Here is a 20,438-nt window from a genome sequence, read left to right on the forward strand (position 1 = left end):
CAGTTGTGCCGATGAATATCCCAAATCTGATTACCGTACTTCGCGTCCTGCTCATCCCGATCTTCATTTTGCTGTTCTATTTGCCGTACCACTGGAGCTATGTGGCCTCCGCCTCGGTCTTTGCCTTCGCCGCCGCCACCGACTGGCTGGACGGCTACCTGGCCCGACGCCTGGAGCAGAGCACGCCTTTCGGCGCCTTCCTGGACCCTGTGGCCGACAAGCTGATGGTCGCGGTCGCCCTGGTACTGCTGGTGCAGGAGCACGGCAACCTCTGGCTGACCCTGCCGGCAGCGGTGATCATCGGCCGCGAGATCGTCGTATCGGCACTGCGCGAATGGATGGCCGAACTGGGCGCCCGTGCCCAAGTGGCGGTATCGAACCTGGGCAAATGGAAAACCGCCGCGCAAATGCTGGCGCTGGTGATCCTGCTGGGCAACCCGGCCAACTTCAATTTCTGGGTGCTGTTGGGCTATGCACTGCTGCTGATCTCCGCAGGCCTGACATTGTGGTCGATGGTTCAGTACCTGCGCGCCGCCTGGCCGCATCTGCGCACTGACGTAGACCCGAAATAAAAGTTTTTTGAATCAAAGGGTTGACGGCGTAATCTGAATCTATAGAATGCGCCACACCAAGACGCGGGAATAGCTCAGTTGGTAGAGCACGACCTTGCCAAGGTCGGGGTCGCGAGTTCGAGTCTCGTTTCCCGCTCCAAGATTCAGAAAAAAGCCACTCAGATGAGTGGCTTTTTTTTTGTGCGCTGAGAATGCCTTAGCGCTGGATACACTGACTGCTGAATGTTCGGACATTTCAGTGGGGGGGCATTCATTAAGTTCATTGGTTGGCTCAACGCCATGAGACTTGACCCCGCTCGCGCACCGATCTCGCGGGGGCACGATTAAGGGCTATTCGACCTATGGGCGTGCGTCGGATCGCTCACGATGTCTCGAGTACCACGGCCGGCTTGAGCGGTGTCGCCTGGTAGACCAGTAGTTGCCATTGCTCACCGGTTTTCTGCCACGCCGTGAGCGTTCGATTGTGCAGATGTTTTCTTATTCCTCCGGAGGTGACTATGGTGACCATTTCACCTAACGCGATCGCTAGATCACCCACCCGCGTCACCTTGTCGATCTGATGATTGAGGGTGTGATAGATGAACTCCCGAGAACGGCATTTCTCAAGATAACTCTTGAGATCGTCCACCACACCAGTGGCGTGGATGTAGGTCAGGTCTGGGTGGAACAAGTAGCTGAAGATATCCAGGTGCCCGCCGAGCATGGCGGCACTGCGTTGAGCCTCACAAGTCCGAATGACCAGGTCGATCTGATCGTTATGCGTCATTAGCCGTTCCTCGCGCCGCAGTGACGATGATTTCAATCAGAAGTTTGCCGCCTAGATCGACACCGTAGCAGGCACGCTGGGGCCAGTGCTGGGGGTTGTCGCCGATCCATCCGGCCCAGATTTCATCGACTGTGGATTTGCTGCCCATGTCTGCCAGCAGCACCTGAGCCGATAGCATGCGCGAAGCGTGAGAGCCAAGGCCTTTGAGGCTGATGCTCAACGCGGCGAGGGCTTGGTGAGTCTGGCCGACGATGTCCAGTGAGGTGTCCGCGGAAGTTGCCACGGTGTAAACGATATCTGCGTAGGCGCAGGAACGGCTACGTCCTGCGTGGCCGCTTGGGACGCGTTCAATTGTCTGCATAGGGGACTTCATCCAAGTTGAAGTAAGGCAGAAGCTAGCATCGACCAGCTTCTGTCATCCGTGATTAAACCGGCTGCGTTGCTTCTTCTGCGGCAATGGCGGCCTGCACGCTTGGACGTGCTTCCATACGCGCCATGAACGACGCCAGTTCAGGCCAGTTCTTGATGTCGATATTGAAGAACGGCAGCCACTTCAGCACCGTGAACAGGTAGGCATCGGCCAGGCCGAAGGCGCTCAGCAGGTAGTCTTTGTTCACCAGGCTCTTGTTCAGGTAGTCCAGGCGCTTAAACAGTTTCTGGCGGAAGATTTCTTTGGTGGGCTCAGGGATATCGGCATTGAACAGCGGTGCGCTACCGCCATGGATTTCTGAGGTGATGAAGTTCAGCAGTTCCTGCAAACGCGTGCGCTCCCAGGTGCCGTTGGCCGGTGCCAGTGAGTTGCCCGGAACCTGATCGACCAGGTATTGCACGATGGCCGGACCTTCGGTCAACACTTGGCCATTATCCAGCATCAGTGCGGCGACGTATCCCTTTGGGTTGATGTCGCGAAAGTCACGCCCGTCTGCCGTTGCTTTGGTCTTGTTGTTGACTCGGATCAGTTCGAAAGGCAGGCCCAGCTCACGCATCACGATGTGTGGCGACAGGGAACAGGTCATAGGGGCAAAGTACAGTTTCATGTGTATCTCCTTGTTAAGCGGGCGACGCGTGCCCGAACGTGTTGCCGTTCCAGGTCTGAAACGGCTGCGAGCCTCGTTCCAGACATATTGGTGCCATGTCATCGAACGGTAAAATTACGATTTTATGCACCCATCATTAGGTGCTCTTATGTCGATTCAGGCGACTTTCGCTTCAGTACTGCGAACCGTCATCGGGATGTCGCTGCCGAGGGTCGATTTGCGAATTTCATTGAGAAACGCCTGGGCAGAAGGCGTGTTTTCGCCGGCGGGTGAGCAAACCAGGCCGAACTCGCGATAGATCGGTTTGCTCAATTCGAAGACCCGCATTCCCCGGCGATCAACCGGCAGTGTCGAAGCCGGTACGATCGAAATCCCCATGCCTTCACTGATCAACGCAAACGCGGTGGTCCAGTCGCGTACTGTGATCTTGACGTCCTTCAGCTTGAGTCCTTCACGTTCTACCAGCGACTGACCATTAAGGTAGCAGCCGCCGGTGGCGAGGATGAACGGCTCTTCCACCAGATCCTTGAGCGCGACGGTGCTGTGTGAGGATTTGCGCGCCAGGTCATGGGTCGCGGGTATTGCCGCCACCCATGAATCGCGGCCCAGCAACAGCGCACCACGGGAAGGGCAGGGATTCATCACGACGCCAAGATCGATACTGCTGTTGGCCAGCCATTGCTCAACTTCTTCGTCGGTGCCTTCGAGCGAAACGATTTCTATGCCTGGATGCAGCCGACTGAAGCCTTGCAGCAACGGCGGCAGCAGGTTGGCAAATACGGAAGGAAAACTTGCGAGTTTGATTCGTCCCAGGTGACACCCGCGCGACGCATCTACCAGATTCTGGATCGATTCGAATTCGCTGAGCATGCGGCGCGCGCGGTCGATGATCTGCTGCCCGATGGCTGTCGCGGTGGTCTGACGACGGTCGCGCACGAACACTTTTACGCCCAACGCTTCCTCCATCTGCGTCAGGGCTTGGCTTGCGCCCGACTGGGTAATGCCATAGCGCTCAGCGGCGCGAGAAACATTTTCGGCGTCAGCCACGGCGACCAACAGGCGCCAATGCATGAGGTTCATCATTTCAGTAGTTCCTCTTATGTTCGGGTATTCGAGATTTAATTTTACGAAGTGCGCTCACCGCCTCAGGATCGCTCCTGAATACACAGTGAGGTGTTGGAAAGTGGGCAAAACCCTATCAATGGATCTGGTGGCCAGACCCGCCTCGGCGGCGCCTGTTCTGGTGAGCGTGGCGTTGAGTTCATTCATGGTTGCGCTGGATGCCACAGCGCTGAATGTCGCACTGCCGAGCATTGGGCGTGACCTGGCAACGGGGATGGATCGGCTGCAATGGATCGCCGGCGCCTACACTTTGGTATTTGCCAGTCTGCTGTTGTCTGCCGGTGCGTTGAGCGATCGGCTGGGGGCGAGGAAAGTTTTTCTGTTTGCCCTGTTGGTGTTCACGGGTGCATCGATTGCCTGCGGATCGGCCCACGGCGTTGTCGAGCTGATTGCCGCGCGGGCGGTGCAAGGTGTCGGTGCGGCGCTTATGCTACCCAGTTCTATGGCATTACTGGTCGAGGCGTATCCTGATCCCAAGGCGCGGGCCAAAGCTGTTGCCTTGTGGGGCGGGATTTCAGCGCTTGCGCTGGTGAGCGGTCCGTTATTGGGCGGTGTGCTGGTGGAGCTGGTCGACTGGCGCTCGATTTTTTATCTGAACGTGCCGTTCTGCCTGATTGCCCTGGTGTGCTGTGCGCTACGCAGCAGTGTCATTGCCATTCAGCCGTGTTCGATTGACTGGACGGGGCAAGTGCTTTCGGCACTGGCGCTGGTGTCGCTAATCTTCGCGTTGATTGAAGGGCCGGTATGGGGCTGGGAACATGCGTGGGTCATCGCGACATTGCTGCTAGCGCTGATCTCGGGCGTGGCGTTTATCTATTCGCAGCGGAGACGGCGCGAACCGATGTTGCCGTTGCACCTGTTTGAGTCGAGAACTTTTTCTGCCGCGATAGGCGCCGGATTTCTGCAAACGCTGGCGTACTACGGCAGCCTGTTTGTGCTGCCATTCGCGCTGCAGGGGCAGGGCCGAACACCTGTGGAAATCGGCGTGGCGATGATCCCGATGACAATTGCGACTGGCGTCATGGCGAGTCTTTCTGGGCGGCTGTCGAACGCCTTCGGTGCCCGTTCAGTCGGTGTCGCAGGCATGTTTTGTGGAGCGTTCGGGGCTGCATTGCTGGCGTTGTTCGGAATGGAGAGCATTAGCCTGATGCTCGGGGGGCTGTTGATCGGGCTGGGCGGTGCGACCTTGCCGGTGATCGTCGGCGCTTGCCTGGCGAGTGTGCCGAGCGGCAAGATCGGCGTCGGCTCTGGAGTGCTCAATGCCGCTCGCCAATGTGGCGGGGTGACGGGGATTGCTTTACTCGGCGCTACGCTCGAAGGATCGGGACGCGCCACTGGCGCCCTGTCGATTATTGCGCTGTCGTTTGCGGCTGCAGCAGTGCTGACCGTGATGCGGCTGTACACCGACGAAGTCGATGTCGTGAGTGAATGCTGACCGGCGCGCTCAAGCTCGCCGGTGAGTGTTTCGATGAATCGACGTTGCGTTGGTCCAGATTGTGAAAGAGCGATTCGGCAAGGCGCCGAGGCACACTTACCGAAGATGCAGCTAAAAGTGACGTTCAACCCCAGCGACGTACCGTCCCGCTATCAAGGCCCAACAAATCGAGCATGCGGCCGACCGTATGATCGACCATGTCTTCGATCGATTGCGGCCGGGCGTAAAACGCCGGTACCGGCGGCATTACGATGCCGCCCATTTCACAGGCCTGAGTCATGCTGCGCAGGTGCCCAAGATGCAACGGCGTTTCCCGCACCATCAGAATCAATGGCCGGCGCTCCTTGAGCGTCACATCGGCGGCACGACTGAGCAGGCTGCCGGTGATGCCGCTGGAAATCTCCGAAAGACTTTTGATTGAGCACGGAGTCACCACCATACCCAATGTCTTGAACGAGCCACTGGAAATCGATGCGCCGATGTCCGCCGGATCGTGTACGACACTGGCAAGCGCTTTGACATCAGCCACTTTCATATCAAGTTCGTGAGCCAGGGTGACTTGGGCCGATTTGGTCATGATCAAATGAGTAGCAATGCCCAGTTCGCGCAGCAGCACCAATGTGCGCACGCCGTAAATTACGCCGCTGGCACCGCTGATGCCGACCACGATGCGTCGTTCAGGGCTGCTCATGGGAATCCACCACGTTGTCGAATACGCTGACCAGCGGTGCTTCGCCGGGAAGACCCAAATCGGTCCAGCGTTCGCGCACTCGTTCGTAGATCGAGGGGCGCAACAGAGTGCGCGTCGGGAAACTGTGAATGTTGCGGTAATCCTTGCATGCGTTGATCAAGGCCTTGGAGCCGAAGAAACGTTTCTCCGGCGGATTCTGTGCCGGGTCCAGCGGCGAGCCGCGGGTGTTGCGCAGAATGTCGATGTCATCGCTGGGGGTGGCGCGCGTAGCCATGGCCCATAGCACCTGATTCATGTCGGTGGGATCGACGTCTTCATCCACCGCGACGATCCATTTGCTGATGTATGCGCCGCCGGGCACTTGACTGGCGAGCGCCAGCGCTTGCGCCGCATGTCCGGCGTATTTCTGTTGAAGACTGATGATGATCATGCCGAACGCTCCGGCAGCGGCGGGCGGGCAATACACTCCTTGGATGCCCTGGATCCCGAGTTTGTCGAGGTCGCTCCAGATCTTGGCCGAGCGGATGGTGGAGAAGAACGCGCTTTGCTCGTTCGAGGGGAAATCAGCCATCAGCGCATTGGTCAGAATCGGACGGGTTCGGTAGTGTAGGGCGGTAACTTCAATCAGCGGGCAATCGATGTCCTTATAGCCGTAGTAGCCGGTGAACTCGCCGAAAGGCCCTTCTTCACGGGTCGAGCCGGGACGAATCAAACCTTCGATGACAATCTCCGCCGCGGCCGGAATAAGCAGGTCGGAGTTTTTCGCGCGTACGACTTCAACAGGTTTGCCTTTGATGCCGCCGGCAAAATCGTATTCGCTGACGCCAGGCGGCAACGATTGCGAACCGACCACCATCATCAATGGGTCGACACCCCAGGCTGCCGCTACGGGCAGCGCTTCACCCTTTGCCCACGCTTGATGAATATGGCGCAGGGCGTCCTTGCCCGGTGCCAGCGACAGGCCGACCTCGCGAGCCCCCTGGATCATCATCCGATAGGTGCCGACGTTCAGGTAGCCGGACTCCAGATCCCGGGTGAACACCGCATCCGCTGTACCGGCGTAGGCTCCGCCATCCCTTGGCCAGTGTTTGGGGATCGGCAGGCGGGTGAGGTCGATGTCGTTACCCGTGAGTGTGTTCTGGTAGATCGGCGCGGCTTCAGCCGAGATTTCAAGCGGAGCTATGCTGTGTTTGAGCTTTTCTTTGGTTCGCCGGATTAGTTCCATGGTCGGTGTATCTGGAGCCTCCTCAAGGGTGATCGCGGTGCGCGCCACGCTCGGACCAAAAATGTTCCACAAATGACGCAAGCCCAGTGGCGAGTCCGCTTGGTCGAAGAGCACCGCAGGCGAGGTGGTTTGGCGGGCCACCAGATAAGTGATGGCGCTCATTTCTTCAATCGGGTCGACGGCTTGCGAGACGGTTTGCAGTTCGCCGATCTTTTCTGCTCGTGCCAGCCAGTCTCGAAGGTCGGTAACTGGTTCAATCAGTTTGTTCATCTTGTGTATCCGCGGGGACTGAATAGAAAAACGACGGGCGCATTTGTGCGCCCGTCGTCAGAAGATCAACGTTTGTCGATCGAATATTTACCCGGCCCCAACAGGCAGAGGAAAAGGAAACCACCGGCAATGCTCACGTTCTTGAAGAAGTGCACGAACAGCGTGTGATGATCGGCCGGATTGGTGGTGTTCCAGAACGCATGACCGATGATTCCGGTGCCGATGGTGTACAGCACGAAAATCGCTGCAATTGGCCGGGTCCAGAAGCCGAATAGCAGAGCCAGCCCTCCGAAGAACTCGACGATGGTGGCGACTATTGCGGTGAACTCAGGGATCGGCGCGTTCACCGATTTCAGGTAGGTCACGAAGCTTCCGTGGTCCGTGACATAGGTGAAGCCAAAGTAGCCATAGAGGATCAAAATCATAATCCGTGCTATGAGGATCATTGCGTCGCGTTGGTCATCGAACAGCTGATAGCGTAAGTACATTCCATTGCTCACAAGTCAGATTGGGTAAGGGATGGTGTCGGCGGATTTAGCTTTGTCCAGGTGAAACGCTCGGTGAAACACCTGTGGGTTCACTGCGTTTTCGTGGATTGGTTTAGCGTCGAAAACGTCGAGTACGTTGCCGGCTGCCAGTTTCGCCATGCGGCTGACTGCCTCCTGGGAGACCCCGGCCAGGTGCGGCGAGCAGATCACGTTGTCGAGGCTGGGTAAGCCGCTGTCGTGCGGTGGCGGTTCTGGCAGGAACACATCCAGCGCAGCGCCAGCGATGCGCTTTTCGACCAGAGCCTGATGGAGCGCCTTCTCGTCGACGATGCCGCCACGCGCGGTGTTAATCAGGTACGCCTGTGGTTTCATCAAGGCCATACGCTCGGCGGACAGCAAGCCGATAGTTTCGGCGGTTTTCGGGCAGTGCAGGCTGACGTAATCGGCGCTTGCCAATCCGTTTTCCAGCACAGCAACCGGCTCCACGCCGTGGGGCAACTGCTGTGGGGAGAGGTATGGGTCGTACACCTTGACCCGCATCCCTAACGCCATGAGCAGCGTAGCGACACGAGTACCAATCCGCCCGCAACCGACGAGCAGCACTTCGCGGTCTTCCAGTTCACTGGGCAGGTAGTCGTAGCGATGATGCCAGTCGCCGTTGCGCACCAAGTGGCTTAGCGCCTCGGTCCGTTTCGCCAGCGACAACATGAAACCCAGGGTGTGCTCGGCCACTGCCCGGTGATTGGCGTTGGCGCAGACCATCACCGGAATTGCAGCCTCGGTCATTGCTGGGATATCGACCGCATCGAAGCCGACACCTATCCGCGACACGACCTCCAATCCTACTGCCCTTTGCAACTCGGCGGCGCCGAATCGGGTCAGCCCGAGGATCACGCCGTGCACGGCATCGAAACTCTCGAGCAAGGCCTGGAACTGGCCCTGCTCGATCGTATTGGCGAACTCCACCACTTCGATATCGTCACGCTGGCGCAGCATCCGCTTGCCTTCGGCACCCAGAATATGGGCGATCAATACGCGCTTCTTGCTCATGCGACGCGCTCCTGTAACGCATTTCGGGCAAAGAACTCGCCGTCATTGACGCCAATGCGAAACATCACCCGCTGGGCATTCCGCGACAACTCGGTTGCGCAATGCAGCACCGAACGGTTGTCCCAGATCAGCAGGTCGTTTGGCTCCCACTGGTAGTTGAAGATCCTCTCTGGGCTCAGTGCGAACGCGAAAAGCTCATCAAGCAAGGCCCGACTCTGCTCTTGCGAATAACCACTGATGCGCGTGGTATAGCCCGGATTGACGTATAAGCTTTCGCGCTGAGTACGCGGATGCACGGCAACCGTGGGGTGGGTGCTGGCCGGGAAGGTCTGTTCCAGACGAGTGAAGATTTCCTGGATAGACTCCCCGACATCGTCCTCCTTAACTTTGTAAGTCCAGCGCACGTCATGTACGGCCTGACGATTGATGACCCGCTCGTAAAGATCCTTTGGCAGATCGTCATACACCGACTGCATATCCACGAACAACGTATCGCCACCTGTCTCGGGAAGCTGTTGTGCGTGCAGCATGGTCAGGGGCAGCGGTTCGGCCAGATAGCTGGAATCGCTGTGCCACATGTTTCCGAGCTTGCGCGCTCCGACCGCACCACCGCCATTGCGGTTATTGATCACCAAAATGTTCGGGTATGCCGGGTCGTGGTAACTCTTGAGCTTGAACTGTTCGAGTTCCCCGAAGCACGTTGCAAACTGTTGATAGGCTTCACGGGTCAACGTCTGGTTTTTCAGTGCCACCACTTTACGTTCATATACCAGCTCCTGAATGGTACGAATCTCGTCCAGAGAAGCCATGTTGATATCGAAATCCGTTATCGCCGTGACGAAGGTTTCCGCCAAGTCCGTTCGCGTCATGTTGAGAGTCTCCTGTACGACATCAGTCAATCGGCTAGCGCGGGCTGGAGTAGGGCCGTGGCAGAGGCGCTATCCCGATTCGAATCGCTGCTTTTGAGCATCAGGCTCAGATCGAGGATATCGGCCGGGTTGTGGGCTGAGGTGACGGACATGCGCAATGCTGCCTGACCACGTGGCACGGTCGGGAAGAACACGACTGAGGTGTAGTGCCCCTGTTGCAGAAGGTACTCGCCCTTGGCGATGGCTTCCTCTTCGTTACCGATGCGTACGATCCGGATCGGCAATTCGCTGCCGCTGGTCTCGGTCGGGATCAGATTGTCAAACAAGTTCATGTTGTTGCGCAGCGCGCGTTGCAGTTTGTGCAGCTCCGGAGTGGCATGGATCTCCGCCGACGCCAGTGCTGCACCCACGGCCGCCATGTTCGGTGCACAGGAGAAGCCATAGGTCGGTGCATAGCGACGGATCGAGTTCTCGATGTGCTTGGTGCCAAGCATCAACAGACCGCCCGCTGCGCCATAGCCTTTACCCAGGGACGCGGCCACGATGGTGTTCTCATCCAGTCCGTCCAGTTGCGAACGGACAAAGCCCTCACCGTGCTGGCCGACTACCGAGATGCCGTGGGCGTCATCCAGATACACGAATAAACCGTACTTGTCCTGCAGGGCACGCAGCTCACGAACCGGTGCCGCGCCGCCCATCGAGTAGGCACCATCGCCCACATAGGCGACTTTGCGGCCCCCCCGGCACAGACGCTCCAAGTGGTCGAGGTCGTTGTGCTCAATGACGATCACGTCGGTTTCTTCGCGTAGAACTGGGATGTGGTACTGCAGAGTCACGTGGGCGAAACGGTCAAAAGCGATCAGCGGTTTCTCACCGTTGGTAAACAGGCCTGCTGCCAGCAGCGGCAGGGCGCCCATGTTAGCGGCGGCCACGGTCGGGAACACCACCACGCCGTTTACATCGAACAGCTTAGCGAGGGTGTGTTCCAGGCGTACCAGTGGCTCGGCGGAAAGGCGTGTGCGGGCTACAGAAAAATGCGCCGACGGGATTTCATCCATCGAGGCCTTGGCGGCGGCGAGCACTTTTGGGTGGGCGTCCAGGTTGAGGTAACCGCAGCGGGTGTAGTCGATCACTTCCTTGCCGCTGGTGGCAATTTCTATGCGGCGATTGTCGAGCACCCGACATGAAACCCCCATCAGACCTTTTTCATACGCAGCGTCGAAATGTGGACGGCTGATTTCAGCCATTCTCGATGCATTGCGAGCTTTGAGTTGTGGAGCTTTTTCGTCCGGGCTGTTGTTAATTTCAACTGTATTCTTCACGGCGATCTCATCCTTTGAGTGGTCGTTTTCAAGCCGTTGTAGCTTGAGAACGACGCAAGGATCCGCGACCTCTGAAACATTTTGCAAAGAACTTCTTCAATGCTACCTTATGACAAAATCTCATGAGCATTACAGAATCTTATGGCTGTTAGAATTCCTTCCCTCAATGGATTGAAAGCGTTTGAATCTGCTGCTCGCCATATGAGTTTTACCAAGGCTGCCGAGGAGCTCAATGTCACGCAGACGGCCATCAGTCATCAGATCCGACGACTTGAAGATGAACTGGGTATTCGCCTGTTTCTGCGGCTCAAGGATGGTCTGGCGCTAACCACCGAAGGTCATGCTTATTTGCCTGGCATTCGCTCGGCGTTTCATGAATTACGCTATTCCACGGAAATGTTGCTCGAGTCGACCAACAACAGCGCATTGACTATTAGCACCCTGGTTTCCCTGGCGTCTAAGTGGTTGTTGCCCCGCCTGGCATCCTTTCAAGATGCTTTTCCCAACATTGACGTGCGGGTCACTGCGTCAACCGAACTGGTCGATTTTCGCAAAGGTGGGATCGACGCCGCTATCCGTTACGGGTTCGGCGACTGGAAGGGGTTACGGGCGGACTGGCTCATGTCCGACGAGATATTCCCTGTGTGCAGCCCCAAGCTCCTGACCGGTCAAAAAGCCTTGAAAAGCCCGGTCGATCTGGCCAGCCACACGCTTTTACAGGTCAGCGGCATGACCAGCAACGACTGGAATATGTGGTTGAGCGCAGCAGGGCAACCGAAGAAACTCGCCGAAGGCACGCGGCTAACCTTCGATCTGGCAATGATGGCAGTGCAGGCTGCCATTGACGGGTTAGGGGTGTGCATCGGGCGCTCCACCTATGTCGATGATGATTTGAAGAGCGGTAAACTGGTTGCACCATTCAATCTCAAGTTGAAGTCCGATCTGGGATTCTACTTGGTGACGCCGTTGGAAATTGCCAACTCGAAAAAAGTCGTAGCATTCCGTACTTGGTTGATTGATCTGGTGCGGAGCGCAGAATCAAAGTCACCTACATAAATCAATATATCAGCTCTGCATTTTGTTGTTGGTGAGTCCTGCCTCAGCGTTGAAAATTTCGGTATTCGCAGGAAGGGCGATTCATATTACCCATTCCGGGGCTAGGCCACCGTTGGGGCTTGGGAGCAAGCGTGACCTTATTTACTAGTTGTAAAAAGCGATCAACAGGCTTGATACATTATCCTGTCGTATCTATTGATAAGCTCCATGAAAAATTCGAACGAATCATGGAGGACTGAAGACCTGGAGGTCATGTGGGTATCCGCGCGCAGCACCGAGGACGGCAACTTTCGAGGCCTCGACAACCAGGCCTTCGGCGCGATGTTCCCTACAGCCTGGCGGGCCATGCGTGGGCCTGGGCTATCAACGCATGAGCGGCGACGACCCATGAGAGGCGTGGTCATCATTCGAGCTTCAGAACATTTTCGTCTCAGGACAACAAGCCAGATAACGACGCCTTGACCGCCGCTTCAGTCTTGTTCGACGCCCGCAACTTGCGCATCGCATTCACCAGATGGAACTTCACCGTTCGTATGTCGATGTTCAGGATGATCCCGATTTCGACATAGGTTTTTCCCGATGCCGTCCACCTGAGAATTTCCTTCTCCCGGGCGGTCATTGGTTTGTAAGTATCGACCATGGTTTTTGCGGAGAAAAACTGCGCCATGGCCTCATGTACCAGATGAGTCAGCCAAATCAGCTTGGTCTCTTTGCTTTCCATTTCCTGTATTGAAATGCGTTCGCTTGAGCGGGAGACGGAGAGCAGACCGATCGAGTTATGTTCACGCCGCGAAGAAAGGCACCAGCCATGGTTGAGGTTGTAATGCCGCGCTTCTTCCCAGAACCCGCGCCCTGGATTTTGCTGCTGCGCAGACCAGCGCAATGGAATCGAACGGGTCAGTCCATGTTCAACGGTGGGGTCTTGGGAGAAATAATCGCCGGCAATGTACTTTTTTTCCCAGGCGTCCGGGTAATTTGAAAGCAGAAAATATTGCGCCGACGCTAACGGCGAACTTAGTCTTAACCCATAAGAGCAAAACTCGAAGCCTAAGTCTGTTGTAATTTTAACGAGCTCGTTAAATAGCTGGTTTTCGTAAGTACAGCCAGCCACAAGCGCTATAAAGTCTTCACGCCAATCAATCACCAATATTACCTTCCGTGGTCAGCGCTCTTTCGTGATAAGAGCTGGGCTCATTATACAGGATTAAAACGCTGTCGGGAGATGTAGTGGCCTTCCGATGGTAATCCTTCAGACCGATAAGGCCCGCAGCCCGACGCTTCCAAACATTCGGCATCGCCGATGCGTCTAGACAGAGCAATAGCGGGCAGATTTAATGGCGCATTTTTTAGTACGGAAGTGCCAGGAAAGCTGGCAAGAGACGGCATTATTCTTTTGTCGTAGATACAATTCGGTATTTACAAGGAGTACCTTGTGGCGACTCGCTGATTTACCTGACCTGCCCATTCGGGCAGCTACCCACAAAGAGCCCGGTTTGTTGTACTGGCGGAATAATCTTCGTCAGGAGGTAGTGATGCTGGCCGCGGTAACAGGGACTGTTAGTGATCTTTTGCCAGGAATGGAAACTGCTCTGGCTAAATATAGATATCAGGTATTCGTTAAAGAGTTAGGTTGGCCTTTGCCCTGTGAAAAAGGGATTGAATTAGATGCCTTTGATCATTCTGACACAGTGTATGTCCTGGCCTGTGATGATAATCAGTGTTGTTCAAGGATTACTTCGTAGGGCATCAGTTCGTATTGCTGTGCGCCGTTTTTCCTCTCGCGCTGACCCTGGCCGAAGCGAAGTCCCCTCACACGTGGGATACACCGTTCTTGTTCATGGTCGGCAATGCCATTGTCACCGGAGTCTATTTACTGTGATTTATTTGATACGCCACGCCACCCCCCTGATCGACTACGGACGCTGCGGTGCTGTCTCGGCCAAAGTGCTGCTGGATGAGTACAACCAGACTTCGTCGATCGACGAGGCCGAAATTGCCGACTTCCTGAGCCGTGCGGAGTTGTCCGGGCCGCTGATGACGCCAGGGCTGAACATCATTTCATCGCCGATCAATCGAGCCTATGCCACGGCCTGCCGGCTGTTCGATGCCGGACGTATCCGGCAAGACAACCGATTGAAGGAGTTCGACCTGCGGCTGGGTCGCGTGCCTTTGTTGAAGATGGGCTTGAGGCAATGGTTTGCCTTGCATCGCGTGCTATGGCTGATGGGTATTTCGTTGGGGGCCGCATCCCGAAGATCGGAACACCTGCGTGCCGTGGGGGTGGCCGATGAGCTTTATACCGCGTGCACTACGACCGGGGAGACCACGGTCGTGGTCTCCCACGGTATGTTCCTGAGGACCGTGCGCAAGACGCTGCAAAGACAGGGCATGCAGTTCCGTACGGTGTATCGCTCGGGGTGTTTTACGGTTGAGGCTTTGGCGCCAGGAAAAGGACCCGCCGCGAGCGTTTGCTGATCGAGATGGATCAGGTGGTGCCCTGGAAAGGCCCGATTGCATTGATTGAACCGCACTATCCGAAGGGCGAAGGCAGTCGTACGGCCTATCCGTTGACGATCATTCATGCACCGAGTTCGACCAAGAACAAGGACGGTAAACGTGATCCTGAAATGCATCAGACAAAGAAAGGAAACCAATACTATTTCGGAATGAAGTCGCACATTGGCGGGGATGCCGACTCCGGTTTGGTCCACGGCGTGATCGGCACGGCGGTCAATGTCGCGGATGTCGCCCAGGTTGATCGGCTGCTCGATGAAGGCGCTGTCGGCCTAAAAAATACTGATTTTGGCCCGTCCTAGAGGCTGTAAAAGCCGCACTGATGTGCTCCAGGTTACAACCGATGCGACACGCAGTATCAATCGTGCAATCGCTCAGCCAACGGGTGTCGATAATCCAAGACGTTGAGGTCGTGATCGTTTTTACACACTCTGGGCCGAAAGCAGCCAATTGTGAGTTGACCTGTGAGCAGGGGGAAGGAGTAGCAGCCAGCAGGCGATTTTTGGGTTAGGGCTCGTCTCGAATTGGTCCTTTGCAATTGATACTTAGCGCGGGCTTTTGACTGTTCCTAGGGCCGGTTTACATGCCGGCGTGAGTGGATGAGGTGATTACTGCGCAGGGTTTGTATAAGGTCGTCGCGATTTTGGGTACCAGCACGAGAGAGCATGTTGGCGATTGCTCGCAACGCGGTGAGGATTAGCGTCTGGTATCGCTGGCGTGTTTGATTGATGTTGGCTATGTTCTCCGATCCCGCAAAAGGTAGTGCGGACGGGTTAAAGCCGCCATCAGCTCTGCCGATAACCCCGACCGTGAATCCGCAACCTTGTCCAGTGTGATGACTGGGTCTACGACCAAGGTCCGCTATTGGCCGGTCGCCTCATTTAAGGAAAAGTGACTGTGATCATAGGTATCGACCTGGGCACTACCAACAGCTTAGTGGCTGCTTGGGATGGCGAAAGCGCCAGGCTACTCCCTAATGCCTTGGGCAATCTTCTCACACCCAGCGTGGTTGGCCTCGACGACCACGGCCAACTGATCGTCGGGGAAATTGCCCGCGAACGGCTGCATACCCACCCGCACCTCACTACGTCTCTATTCAAGCGTTATATGGGCAGCGCCCGTGAAACGTTACTGAGCGGGCGCGCTTACCGTGCGGAAGAACTCTCGGCGATGTTGCTACGCAGCCTCAAGGCCGATGCCGAGCGTGCATTAGGCGAACCTGTTCACGAAGCGGTGATCAGCGTACCTGCGTATTTCAGCGACGCTCAGCGCAAGGCCACTCGTATTGCTGGTGAGTTGGCCGGACTGAAGATCGAAAAGCTAATCAACGAACCTACTGCAGCAGCCTTGGCCTATGGCCTTCAAGAGCGAAACGAAACGACCTTCCTGGTGTTCGATCTCGGTGGTGGCACCTTCGATGTGTCCATCTTGGAGCTGTTCGAGGGCGTCATGGAAGTGCGCGCCAGCGCGGGGGACAACTTTCTTGGGGGGGAAGATTTCGATGACCGGCTCGTGGAGCATTTCATCGCCAGAATCGGTGTCGCTGATCTTCCCGACACAACCCACCCCGCCATAGCACAGCGGTTGCGGCGCGAGGCTCAGCGGGTTCGTCATGCATTGGGGCAAGCGCAAGTCGCCCACTTTATCCTTCGCGAGCAAACGCGGGAGTGGAGTCTGGAACTGACCCAGAGTGACCTGGCGGACATTGTCCAGCCTTTGTTGGAGCGCCTGCGCACGCCGATCGAACGTGCGCTGCGCGATGCCCGGATCAAGGTCGCGGATCTGGACGAAATATTGTTGGTGGGCGGCACCACGCGCATGCCCCTGGTACGTAAGTTGGTCGCGACTCTGTTCGGGCGAATTCCGGCAATGCAACTCAACCCGGACGAGGTTGTTGCGCAGGGAGCGGCCATCCAGGCGGCGCTGCAGGCGCGCCATGCTTCCCTCGAGGAAGTGGTTCTTACCGATGTATGCCCCTATACCTTGGGGATCGAGACCGTAGTACAGCTAGGCACCGATTACCAAAGCGGTCACTACCTGCCAATCATCGAGCGCAACACTGTGGTGCCCGTGAGCCGCTCCCGTGACGTGTCGACCGTCAGCGATAACCAGAAGGTGGTCAGGCTGGGTATCTTCCAGGGCGAAAGCCGGTTGGTGGCCAACAACATTTTCCTCGGTGAACTGGAAATTCCCGTACCACCACGCAAGGCCGGCGAGGTTACGCTGGACGTACGCTTCACCTACGACAATAACGGTTTGCTCGAAGCCCAGGTGCATTTGCCCATCAATGGCGAAACCCGCCGGCTGGTTATCGAGAACAATCCTGGCGTACTGGCTCCCGAGGAAGTGGCGCAACGGCTGGCCGCCCTCGAAGCGCTGAAAGTGCACCCGCGCGACCAGCAGATCAATACCCTGCTGCTGGCTCGATTGGACCGCCTTTATCAAGAAAGCCTTGGCGATGGCCGGCAGTACATCGCCGGGCTGGCGAACCATTTTCAGCAAGTGCTCGATACCCAGGATGAACACCGGATCCGTAAAGCCCGTGGCGATGTTATCCAGCGCCTTGCTCATTTCGAGCAAGAGGGGTAAGCCGTCATGAGTCATTGGCAAGTGCTGGGCCTCACCTCGGACGCGGACGAGCGCAGCATCAAACGCGCCTATGCACGGCTGCTCAGAATCCACCGCCCAGACGAAAACCCCAATGAGTTCCAGCGCCTTCGTGAAGCCTATGAAGCCTCGTTGGCCGAGGCGCGCTGGCGTGCGCAGGCCGGAAGGAAAGTCGTTTACGCCCCGTCAGCCGTAAGCGCGTCAACTCCCGAGCGCTACCAGCCGGCGGAAGATCCCACGCTGGTCATCCACAGAGAGCGCGTCGATATTCCAACTACCGCCAGCCCACCGGAACCGTCCCTGGGCCAGATGCAGCAGTGGTTGACTGAGGGCAAAGATCGTCAAGTAATGGACGCGCTACGCCTCTGGCTGGCCAGCGACTGGCTATTGCCGTTCGAGCGCCGGCAGCAGTTCGAGCAGAACATATTGGATTGGCTCGAATCCGCAGAGGGATGGTCGCCAGCCTTCTTCGATGGGGTGTGCCAAGTGATGGGTTGGGACGAAACCCAGGGCAACCTACCCTGCGAGTACTGGCGCTGGGATCGCCTGATCCGGCAGTGCGAGGCACAAGCCTTGTCAGAGACCGTACTCAGTGATTTGGCCAAGTTCGACGACGATAAAATCCACGGGCAGGCAGCCGCTATGCTGTTCAAGCCCATGACTGACGGCCGTCGTCGTGAAATGGCCGACGGCTTTAGCGCCCTGGACTGGCAACGTTTTGCAGAGCTCGGCCAAGCCATCGAATATCAATATCCTGAAGTGCCCCAGCGTCTTGGGTTGCAACCACTCGACAACTGGCGGGATTGGTTACCGCCCACTAGCTATCGAGGGGTCTACCTATTCCTGTGGTTGGCGCTGTCTGCAATTCTTGTCGCTTCGGGGACTATCGGGCCGAAAAAGAACGATGTGCTGGGCGTGGTGGTTTTAATGCCGCTGATGATGTTGTTCGTGAATTGGATCGGCATGAAGGCATACCACGTTTGGGCTATGGTAGCTGTGGTAGCGGGCCGCCTGGATGTGCTGATCAGTCGATGGTTACTCCCGCGCCGCTGGTACCGGCGAGGCGCTGGGCTCCTATTGCTGCGCCACGTACTCCCCAGCGCAGTGCCCGCAGCCCTGGCATGCTTATGGTCCAGTGATGTCCTGTGGCTGCGGTGGGCAAGCCCAGTGGTGGTGTTCCTCGGTACGATCTACTTCACGAATGGCGCACTGAGCGGCGGCAGGGCTTCAATGTGGACTCGAGCATTACGAGCGCTAAAACTGAGGATCGGACGGTTGCCTTGGCACCTGTTGAAACGCGAGGGCCTTCTAGCTGTGATTGCAGTGGCGGTGATGGCTGCCACAGTCTATTTCCGTATGAAAGCTGTTGTTTAGGACGGCACGCGCAGTGGCTGACTGATTGTATTCGATTGCTACCCGCCAAGCGCAGCTCTGATCAATCACAGTCGACCGTATGAGTAAGTAATTTGCGACGAAGTGCCGTGTAGAGGCGGGCCACACGCACGCTGAGGGTCTGCTTTTGGCCGAGGCTGTGTAGAAACGTTTTGATCGTAATAGGTGGCTGGATTCGACACAAAAATTGGCTCCTACGCAAATTTCAGGTCTGCTGAGTTGCCGAGTGCCAGCAATCCTAGAACTCCACTTTGTTGTTCGCGGACTGCGTCAGAAACTCGGTGATCAGTGACGTAACCTGCTGTTGAATTACCTCGCGCGGGCGAGCATTGTCGCCATCCCCGCAAATGATCCCATCGCCAGGAATGTCCTCTTCGAGCAATGCCACTGCACCTGGTTTGCAAATCGGCAAGAAGCTGAAATGGCTGGCGTCACTGATCTCGACATAGCGGCTGGACGCTTGGGGCAGGCGTGTGGCCAGGTTGGCGGACTCCAACTGAGCAGGCAGTTCCACCGATGGTGCGCCGGCAGCGATAACCAGCACCGGCACCGGCAGTGCCGCAAGGCTCTCATCAGTCATCCCGCGCGAGAGTCCCAGGTCCAAAGAAACCACAGCGGTGACCCGTTGATCGCGCAAATCGCCGGCCAGACCAGCCTTTAATACCGGAGTACCCTCCGGGTTGATCTTTTGATAAATGGTACAACTGGATAACTGCGGATGGAGTTCGCAGTCACGGGCAAATAGGGCTGGGTCGAAACGAGCGCCGGCGATCTCCATTGCAGTCCAGCCGCCTAGTGAATGGCCTATTACAGCAATTTGATGCTTTGTGGTCACGCCAAATTTTTCAGGTTGAGTGGTGACCGCCTCAATGGCCCGATGCAGGTCAATGGGCCGCTGCCATAACTGCGCGGCCGCTTGCGGGCTTCGATCATGGGTCGTGGTGCCGGGGTGGTTGACCGCTGCGACAATGTAACCTTTATGGGCCAATGCACTCGCCAACCAGTTCTGATTGTTCCAATTGCCTCTGAATCCATGGGAGAGCACCACCAATGGGTGCTCGCCAGCAGAGGGCGGCGCGTTGCGAACCGCAGAAGCACCGACAAACACCACATTGTCGCCGATCAACTGTGGGGTGGCGGTCGTTGTGCTGGGATACCAGACGACCATCTCCAGCGGACGCTCATTGCGTGGGTCCGGTAGGGTGTAGGATTGGAAGCCGACAGAGTTGACGTCAGCGAGAGCGCTGGTCGTCAGACACGTTAAAAGCAGGACGCCGAGAGCTGTTTTCAATGGGTTGTCGTCCTTGATTTAGACAGGGGTTCAGAACTTGGAACCCACCGATAGCGTGCATCACATCTCGCAAATTATAGAAATCCTGCGCCGTGAGCAGTTGAGTCTGCACCGACATTAAAGCCGATACTCCGCCTAACATGCATAGTTTTCGTTATCTGCATTGACCGGTCAGCAGGCGAGCTTTTGGGGCAAGTCCGAAGGGCCGCTATTGGTAGCCACATCAGCTCGACGTTGCGTTGGGCTTCTGGTTCAAGACACCGGCTCGATGGAATGCGGTTCAGATAACCGTAGATGTGGATCTTCAGCAGGATTGCGGGATGGTAAGCCGGCCGGCCAGTATCAGGCGGTATGGCGCCCTCGAAACCCAGTTTGATCGGGTCGAGTTCGTCGACAAAGACATCGACTACGCGCACCGGATTGGTATCGCTGACGTAATCGTCGAGGCTCTCCGGAAGGAAGGTACCTTGGCCTCGATGTTCACCTTGGATAAAGCGCTTCATGAGCGGTCCCTGCGATGAAATCCTCAGAAGTCATAGCAAGGGTTTGCGAAAGCGTTTTTACACACTCTGGGCCGAAAGCAGATGCTCGAAAACAGGTTGATGTTATCTCGCGCTACTGGCGCTTAGTTAACAGCTGGCGCGTAACGATGAAAATCGAACGCCCTCGCTTTTCATCTCGCACAATGATGGCCAAGTTGACGGTGCCCGCCGTATAGCGGGCACCGCTTC

Annotated in this window: 19 protein-coding genes, 1 tRNA gene and 2 pseudogenes; 9 read left to right on the forward strand and 13 right to left on the reverse strand. The window is 56.8% G+C overall.

The features are described from left to right. Positions 1-11 precede the first annotated feature (11 nt). Together pgsA and T3A99_RS13275 are read left to right on the forward strand one after the other, a co-directional pair. Entirely contained in the window at positions 12-572 is a 561-nt protein-coding gene (pgsA, locus tag T3A99_RS13270; RefSeq protein WP_047227859.1) for a CDP-diacylglycerol--glycerol-3-phosphate 3-phosphatidyltransferase, read from the forward strand. Positions 573-635: 63 nt separating this feature from the next. After that, positions 636-711: transfer RNA gene (locus T3A99_RS13275), tRNA-Gly, on the forward strand. Positions 712-933: 222 nt separating this feature from the next. Here T3A99_RS13275 and T3A99_RS13280 read toward each other — a convergent pair. From T3A99_RS13280 to T3A99_RS13295, 4 genes are all read right to left on the reverse strand, one after another. Beyond that, entirely contained in the window at positions 934-1,338 is a 405-nt protein-coding gene (locus tag T3A99_RS13280) for a nuclear transport factor 2 family protein (RefSeq protein ID WP_139049681.1), read from the reverse strand. Next, entirely contained in the window at positions 1,328-1,699 is a 372-nt protein-coding gene (locus T3A99_RS13285; RefSeq protein WP_139049682.1) for a Rid family hydrolase, read from the reverse strand. The genes T3A99_RS13280 and T3A99_RS13285 overlap by 11 nt, the downstream gene beginning before the upstream one ends. Positions 1,700-1,763: 64 nt before the next feature. Further along, entirely contained in the window at positions 1,764-2,375 is a 612-nt protein-coding gene (gene gstA / locus T3A99_RS13290) for a glutathione transferase GstA (RefSeq protein ID WP_139049683.1), read from the reverse strand. Positions 2,376-2,531: 156 nt separating this feature from the next. After that, complete coding sequence (locus T3A99_RS13295) at positions 2,532-3,458, reverse strand: LysR family transcriptional regulator (RefSeq protein ID WP_171061345.1); 927 nt, start codon at positions 3,456-3,458, stop codon at positions 2,532-2,534. Between T3A99_RS13295 and T3A99_RS13300 the strand changes: the two genes are divergently transcribed. Then, positions 3,445-4,932, forward strand: a complete 1,488-nt coding sequence (locus T3A99_RS13300) for an MFS transporter (RefSeq protein ID WP_139049684.1) — start codon at positions 3,445-3,447, stop codon at positions 4,930-4,932. The two genes, T3A99_RS13295 and T3A99_RS13300, sit on opposite strands and share 14 nt — an antisense overlap. A 124-nt stretch (positions 4,933-5,056) precedes the next feature. Here the strand turns inward: T3A99_RS13300 and T3A99_RS13305 are convergent, their stop codons facing one another. The 6 genes from T3A99_RS13305 to T3A99_RS13330 all read right to left on the reverse strand — a co-directional run bounded on the left by T3A99_RS13305 (position 5,057) and on the right by T3A99_RS13330 (position 10,847). Then, positions 5,057-5,623, reverse strand: a complete 567-nt coding sequence (locus tag T3A99_RS13305; RefSeq protein ID WP_139049685.1) for a UbiX family flavin prenyltransferase — start codon at positions 5,621-5,623, stop codon at positions 5,057-5,059. Beyond that, entirely contained in the window at positions 5,610-7,118 is a 1,509-nt protein-coding gene (locus tag T3A99_RS13310; RefSeq protein ID WP_139049686.1) for a UbiD family decarboxylase, read from the reverse strand. The genes T3A99_RS13305 and T3A99_RS13310 overlap by 14 nt, the downstream gene beginning before the upstream one ends. A 65-nt stretch (positions 7,119-7,183) precedes the next feature. Further along, positions 7,184-7,606: a DoxX family protein gene (locus T3A99_RS13315; RefSeq protein ID WP_139049687.1), complete on the reverse strand. Its 423-nt coding sequence runs from the start codon at positions 7,604-7,606 to the stop codon at positions 7,184-7,186. A gap of 15 nt (positions 7,607-7,621) precedes the next feature. Beyond that, the gene (locus T3A99_RS13320) at positions 7,622-8,656 is read right to left on the reverse strand and encodes a hydroxyacid dehydrogenase (protein WP_139049688.1); all 1,035 of its coding nucleotides are present in this window, start codon (positions 8,654-8,656) and stop codon (positions 7,622-7,624) included. Further along, a complete protein-coding gene (locus T3A99_RS13325; protein WP_139049689.1) occupies positions 8,653-9,525 on the reverse strand; it encodes a TauD/TfdA dioxygenase family protein in 873 nt (290 codons plus the stop codon). The genes T3A99_RS13320 and T3A99_RS13325 overlap by 4 nt, the downstream gene beginning before the upstream one ends. A gap of 26 nt (positions 9,526-9,551) precedes the next feature. Next, positions 9,552-10,847, reverse strand: a complete 1,296-nt coding sequence (locus T3A99_RS13330; protein ID WP_257220690.1) for an aminotransferase class I/II-fold pyridoxal phosphate-dependent enzyme — start codon at positions 10,845-10,847, stop codon at positions 9,552-9,554. A 141-nt stretch (positions 10,848-10,988) separates the two neighbouring features. Here T3A99_RS13330 and T3A99_RS13335 point away from each other — a divergent pair, with 141 nt between their 5' ends. Further along, positions 10,989-11,903, forward strand: coding sequence for a transcriptional regulator GcvA (locus T3A99_RS13335; protein WP_274090224.1), 915 nt, complete (start codon positions 10,989-10,991; stop codon positions 11,901-11,903). Between the two features lie 430 nt (positions 11,904-12,333). Here T3A99_RS13335 and T3A99_RS13340 read toward each other — a convergent pair whose 3' ends face one another. Further along, on the reverse strand, positions 12,334-13,047 hold the full coding sequence (locus T3A99_RS13340; RefSeq protein ID WP_139049692.1) for a LuxR family transcriptional regulator: 714 nt from the start codon (positions 13,045-13,047) through the stop codon (positions 12,334-12,336). 388 nt (positions 13,048-13,435) lie between these two features. On the opposite strand from T3A99_RS13340, the gene T3A99_RS13345 reads away from it, so the two are divergent. The 5 genes and pseudogenes from T3A99_RS13345 to T3A99_RS13365 all read left to right on the forward strand — a co-directional run bounded on the left by T3A99_RS13345 (position 13,436) and on the right by T3A99_RS13365 (position 18,398). Next, positions 13,436-13,645, forward strand: a complete 210-nt coding sequence (locus T3A99_RS13345; protein WP_257220691.1) for an acyl-homoserine-lactone synthase — start codon at positions 13,436-13,438, stop codon at positions 13,643-13,645. Positions 13,646-13,778: 133 nt separating this feature from the next. After that, on the forward strand, positions 13,779-14,378 hold the full coding sequence (locus T3A99_RS13350) for a histidine phosphatase family protein (RefSeq protein ID WP_139049693.1): 600 nt from the start codon (positions 13,779-13,781) through the stop codon (positions 14,376-14,378). Next, a pseudogene (locus tag T3A99_RS13355) lies at positions 14,372-14,686 on the forward strand (transposase); the annotation flags it as partial. The gene T3A99_RS13350 and the pseudogene T3A99_RS13355, both read left to right, overlap by 7 nt. A gap of 628 nt (positions 14,687-15,314) precedes the next feature. Then, positions 15,315-17,006 (forward strand): molecular chaperone HscC, encoded by a 1,692-nt coding sequence (locus tag T3A99_RS13360; protein WP_322834453.1) that lies wholly within the window; start codon positions 15,315-15,317, stop codon positions 17,004-17,006. Between the two features lie 6 nt (positions 17,007-17,012). Beyond that, a complete protein-coding gene (locus tag T3A99_RS13365; protein ID WP_322834454.1) occupies positions 17,013-18,398 on the forward strand; it encodes a J domain-containing protein in 1,386 nt (461 codons plus the stop codon). Between the two features lie 256 nt (positions 18,399-18,654). Here T3A99_RS13365 and T3A99_RS13370 read toward each other — a convergent pair whose 3' ends face one another. Both T3A99_RS13370 and T3A99_RS13375 read right to left on the reverse strand, forming a co-directional pair. Next, complete coding sequence (locus T3A99_RS13370; RefSeq protein WP_322834455.1) at positions 18,655-19,707, reverse strand: alpha/beta hydrolase family protein; 1,053 nt, start codon at positions 19,705-19,707, stop codon at positions 18,655-18,657. A 215-nt stretch (positions 19,708-19,922) separates the two neighbouring features. Beyond that, a pseudogene (locus T3A99_RS13375) lies at positions 19,923-20,210 on the reverse strand (transposase); the annotation flags it as partial. Positions 20,211-20,438 lie beyond the last annotated feature (228 nt).

The organism is Pseudomonas sp. N-137, from assembly GCF_034555295.1.
Lineage (GTDB): Bacteria > Pseudomonadota > Gammaproteobacteria > Pseudomonadales > Pseudomonadaceae > Aquipseudomonas > Aquipseudomonas rhizophila.

Excerpts from the sequence above, each read along its gene's own strand:
- pgsA (WP_047227859.1), top strand. The coding sequence starts at position 12 with ATGAATATCCCAAATCTGATTACCGTACTTCGCGTCCTGCTCATCCCG.
- T3A99_RS13280 (WP_139049681.1), bottom strand. The coding sequence starts at position 1,338 with ATGACGCATAACGATCAGATCGACCTGGTCATTCGGACTTGTGAGGCT.
- T3A99_RS13285 (WP_139049682.1), bottom strand. The coding sequence starts at position 1,699 with ATGCAGACAATTGAACGCGTCCCAAGCGGCCACGCAGGACGTAGCCGT.
- gstA (WP_139049683.1), bottom strand. The coding sequence starts at position 2,375 with ATGAAACTGTACTTTGCCCCTATGACCTGTTCCCTGTCGCCACACATC.
- T3A99_RS13300 (WP_139049684.1), top strand. The coding sequence starts at position 3,445 with ATGAGGTTCATCATTTCAGTAGTTCCTCTTATGTTCGGGTATTCGAGA.
- T3A99_RS13295 (WP_171061345.1), bottom strand. The coding sequence starts at position 3,458 with ATGATGAACCTCATGCATTGGCGCCTGTTGGTCGCCGTGGCTGACGCC.
- T3A99_RS13305 (WP_139049685.1), bottom strand. The coding sequence starts at position 5,623 with ATGAGCAGCCCTGAACGACGCATCGTGGTCGGCATCAGCGGTGCCAGC.
- T3A99_RS13310 (WP_139049686.1), bottom strand. The coding sequence starts at position 7,118 with ATGAACAAACTGATTGAACCAGTTACCGACCTTCGAGACTGGCTGGCA.
- T3A99_RS13315 (WP_139049687.1), bottom strand. The coding sequence starts at position 7,606 with ATGTACTTACGCTATCAGCTGTTCGATGACCAACGCGACGCAATGATC.
- T3A99_RS13320 (WP_139049688.1), bottom strand. The coding sequence starts at position 8,656 with ATGAGCAAGAAGCGCGTATTGATCGCCCATATTCTGGGTGCCGAAGGC.
- T3A99_RS13325 (WP_139049689.1), bottom strand. The coding sequence starts at position 9,525 with ATGACGCGAACGGACTTGGCGGAAACCTTCGTCACGGCGATAACGGAT.
- T3A99_RS13335 (WP_274090224.1), top strand. The coding sequence starts at position 10,989 with ATGGCTGTTAGAATTCCTTCCCTCAATGGATTGAAAGCGTTTGAATCT.
- T3A99_RS13345 (WP_257220691.1), top strand. The coding sequence starts at position 13,436 with ATGCTGGCCGCGGTAACAGGGACTGTTAGTGATCTTTTGCCAGGAATG.
- T3A99_RS13365 (WP_322834454.1), top strand. The coding sequence starts at position 17,013 with ATGAGTCATTGGCAAGTGCTGGGCCTCACCTCGGACGCGGACGAGCGC.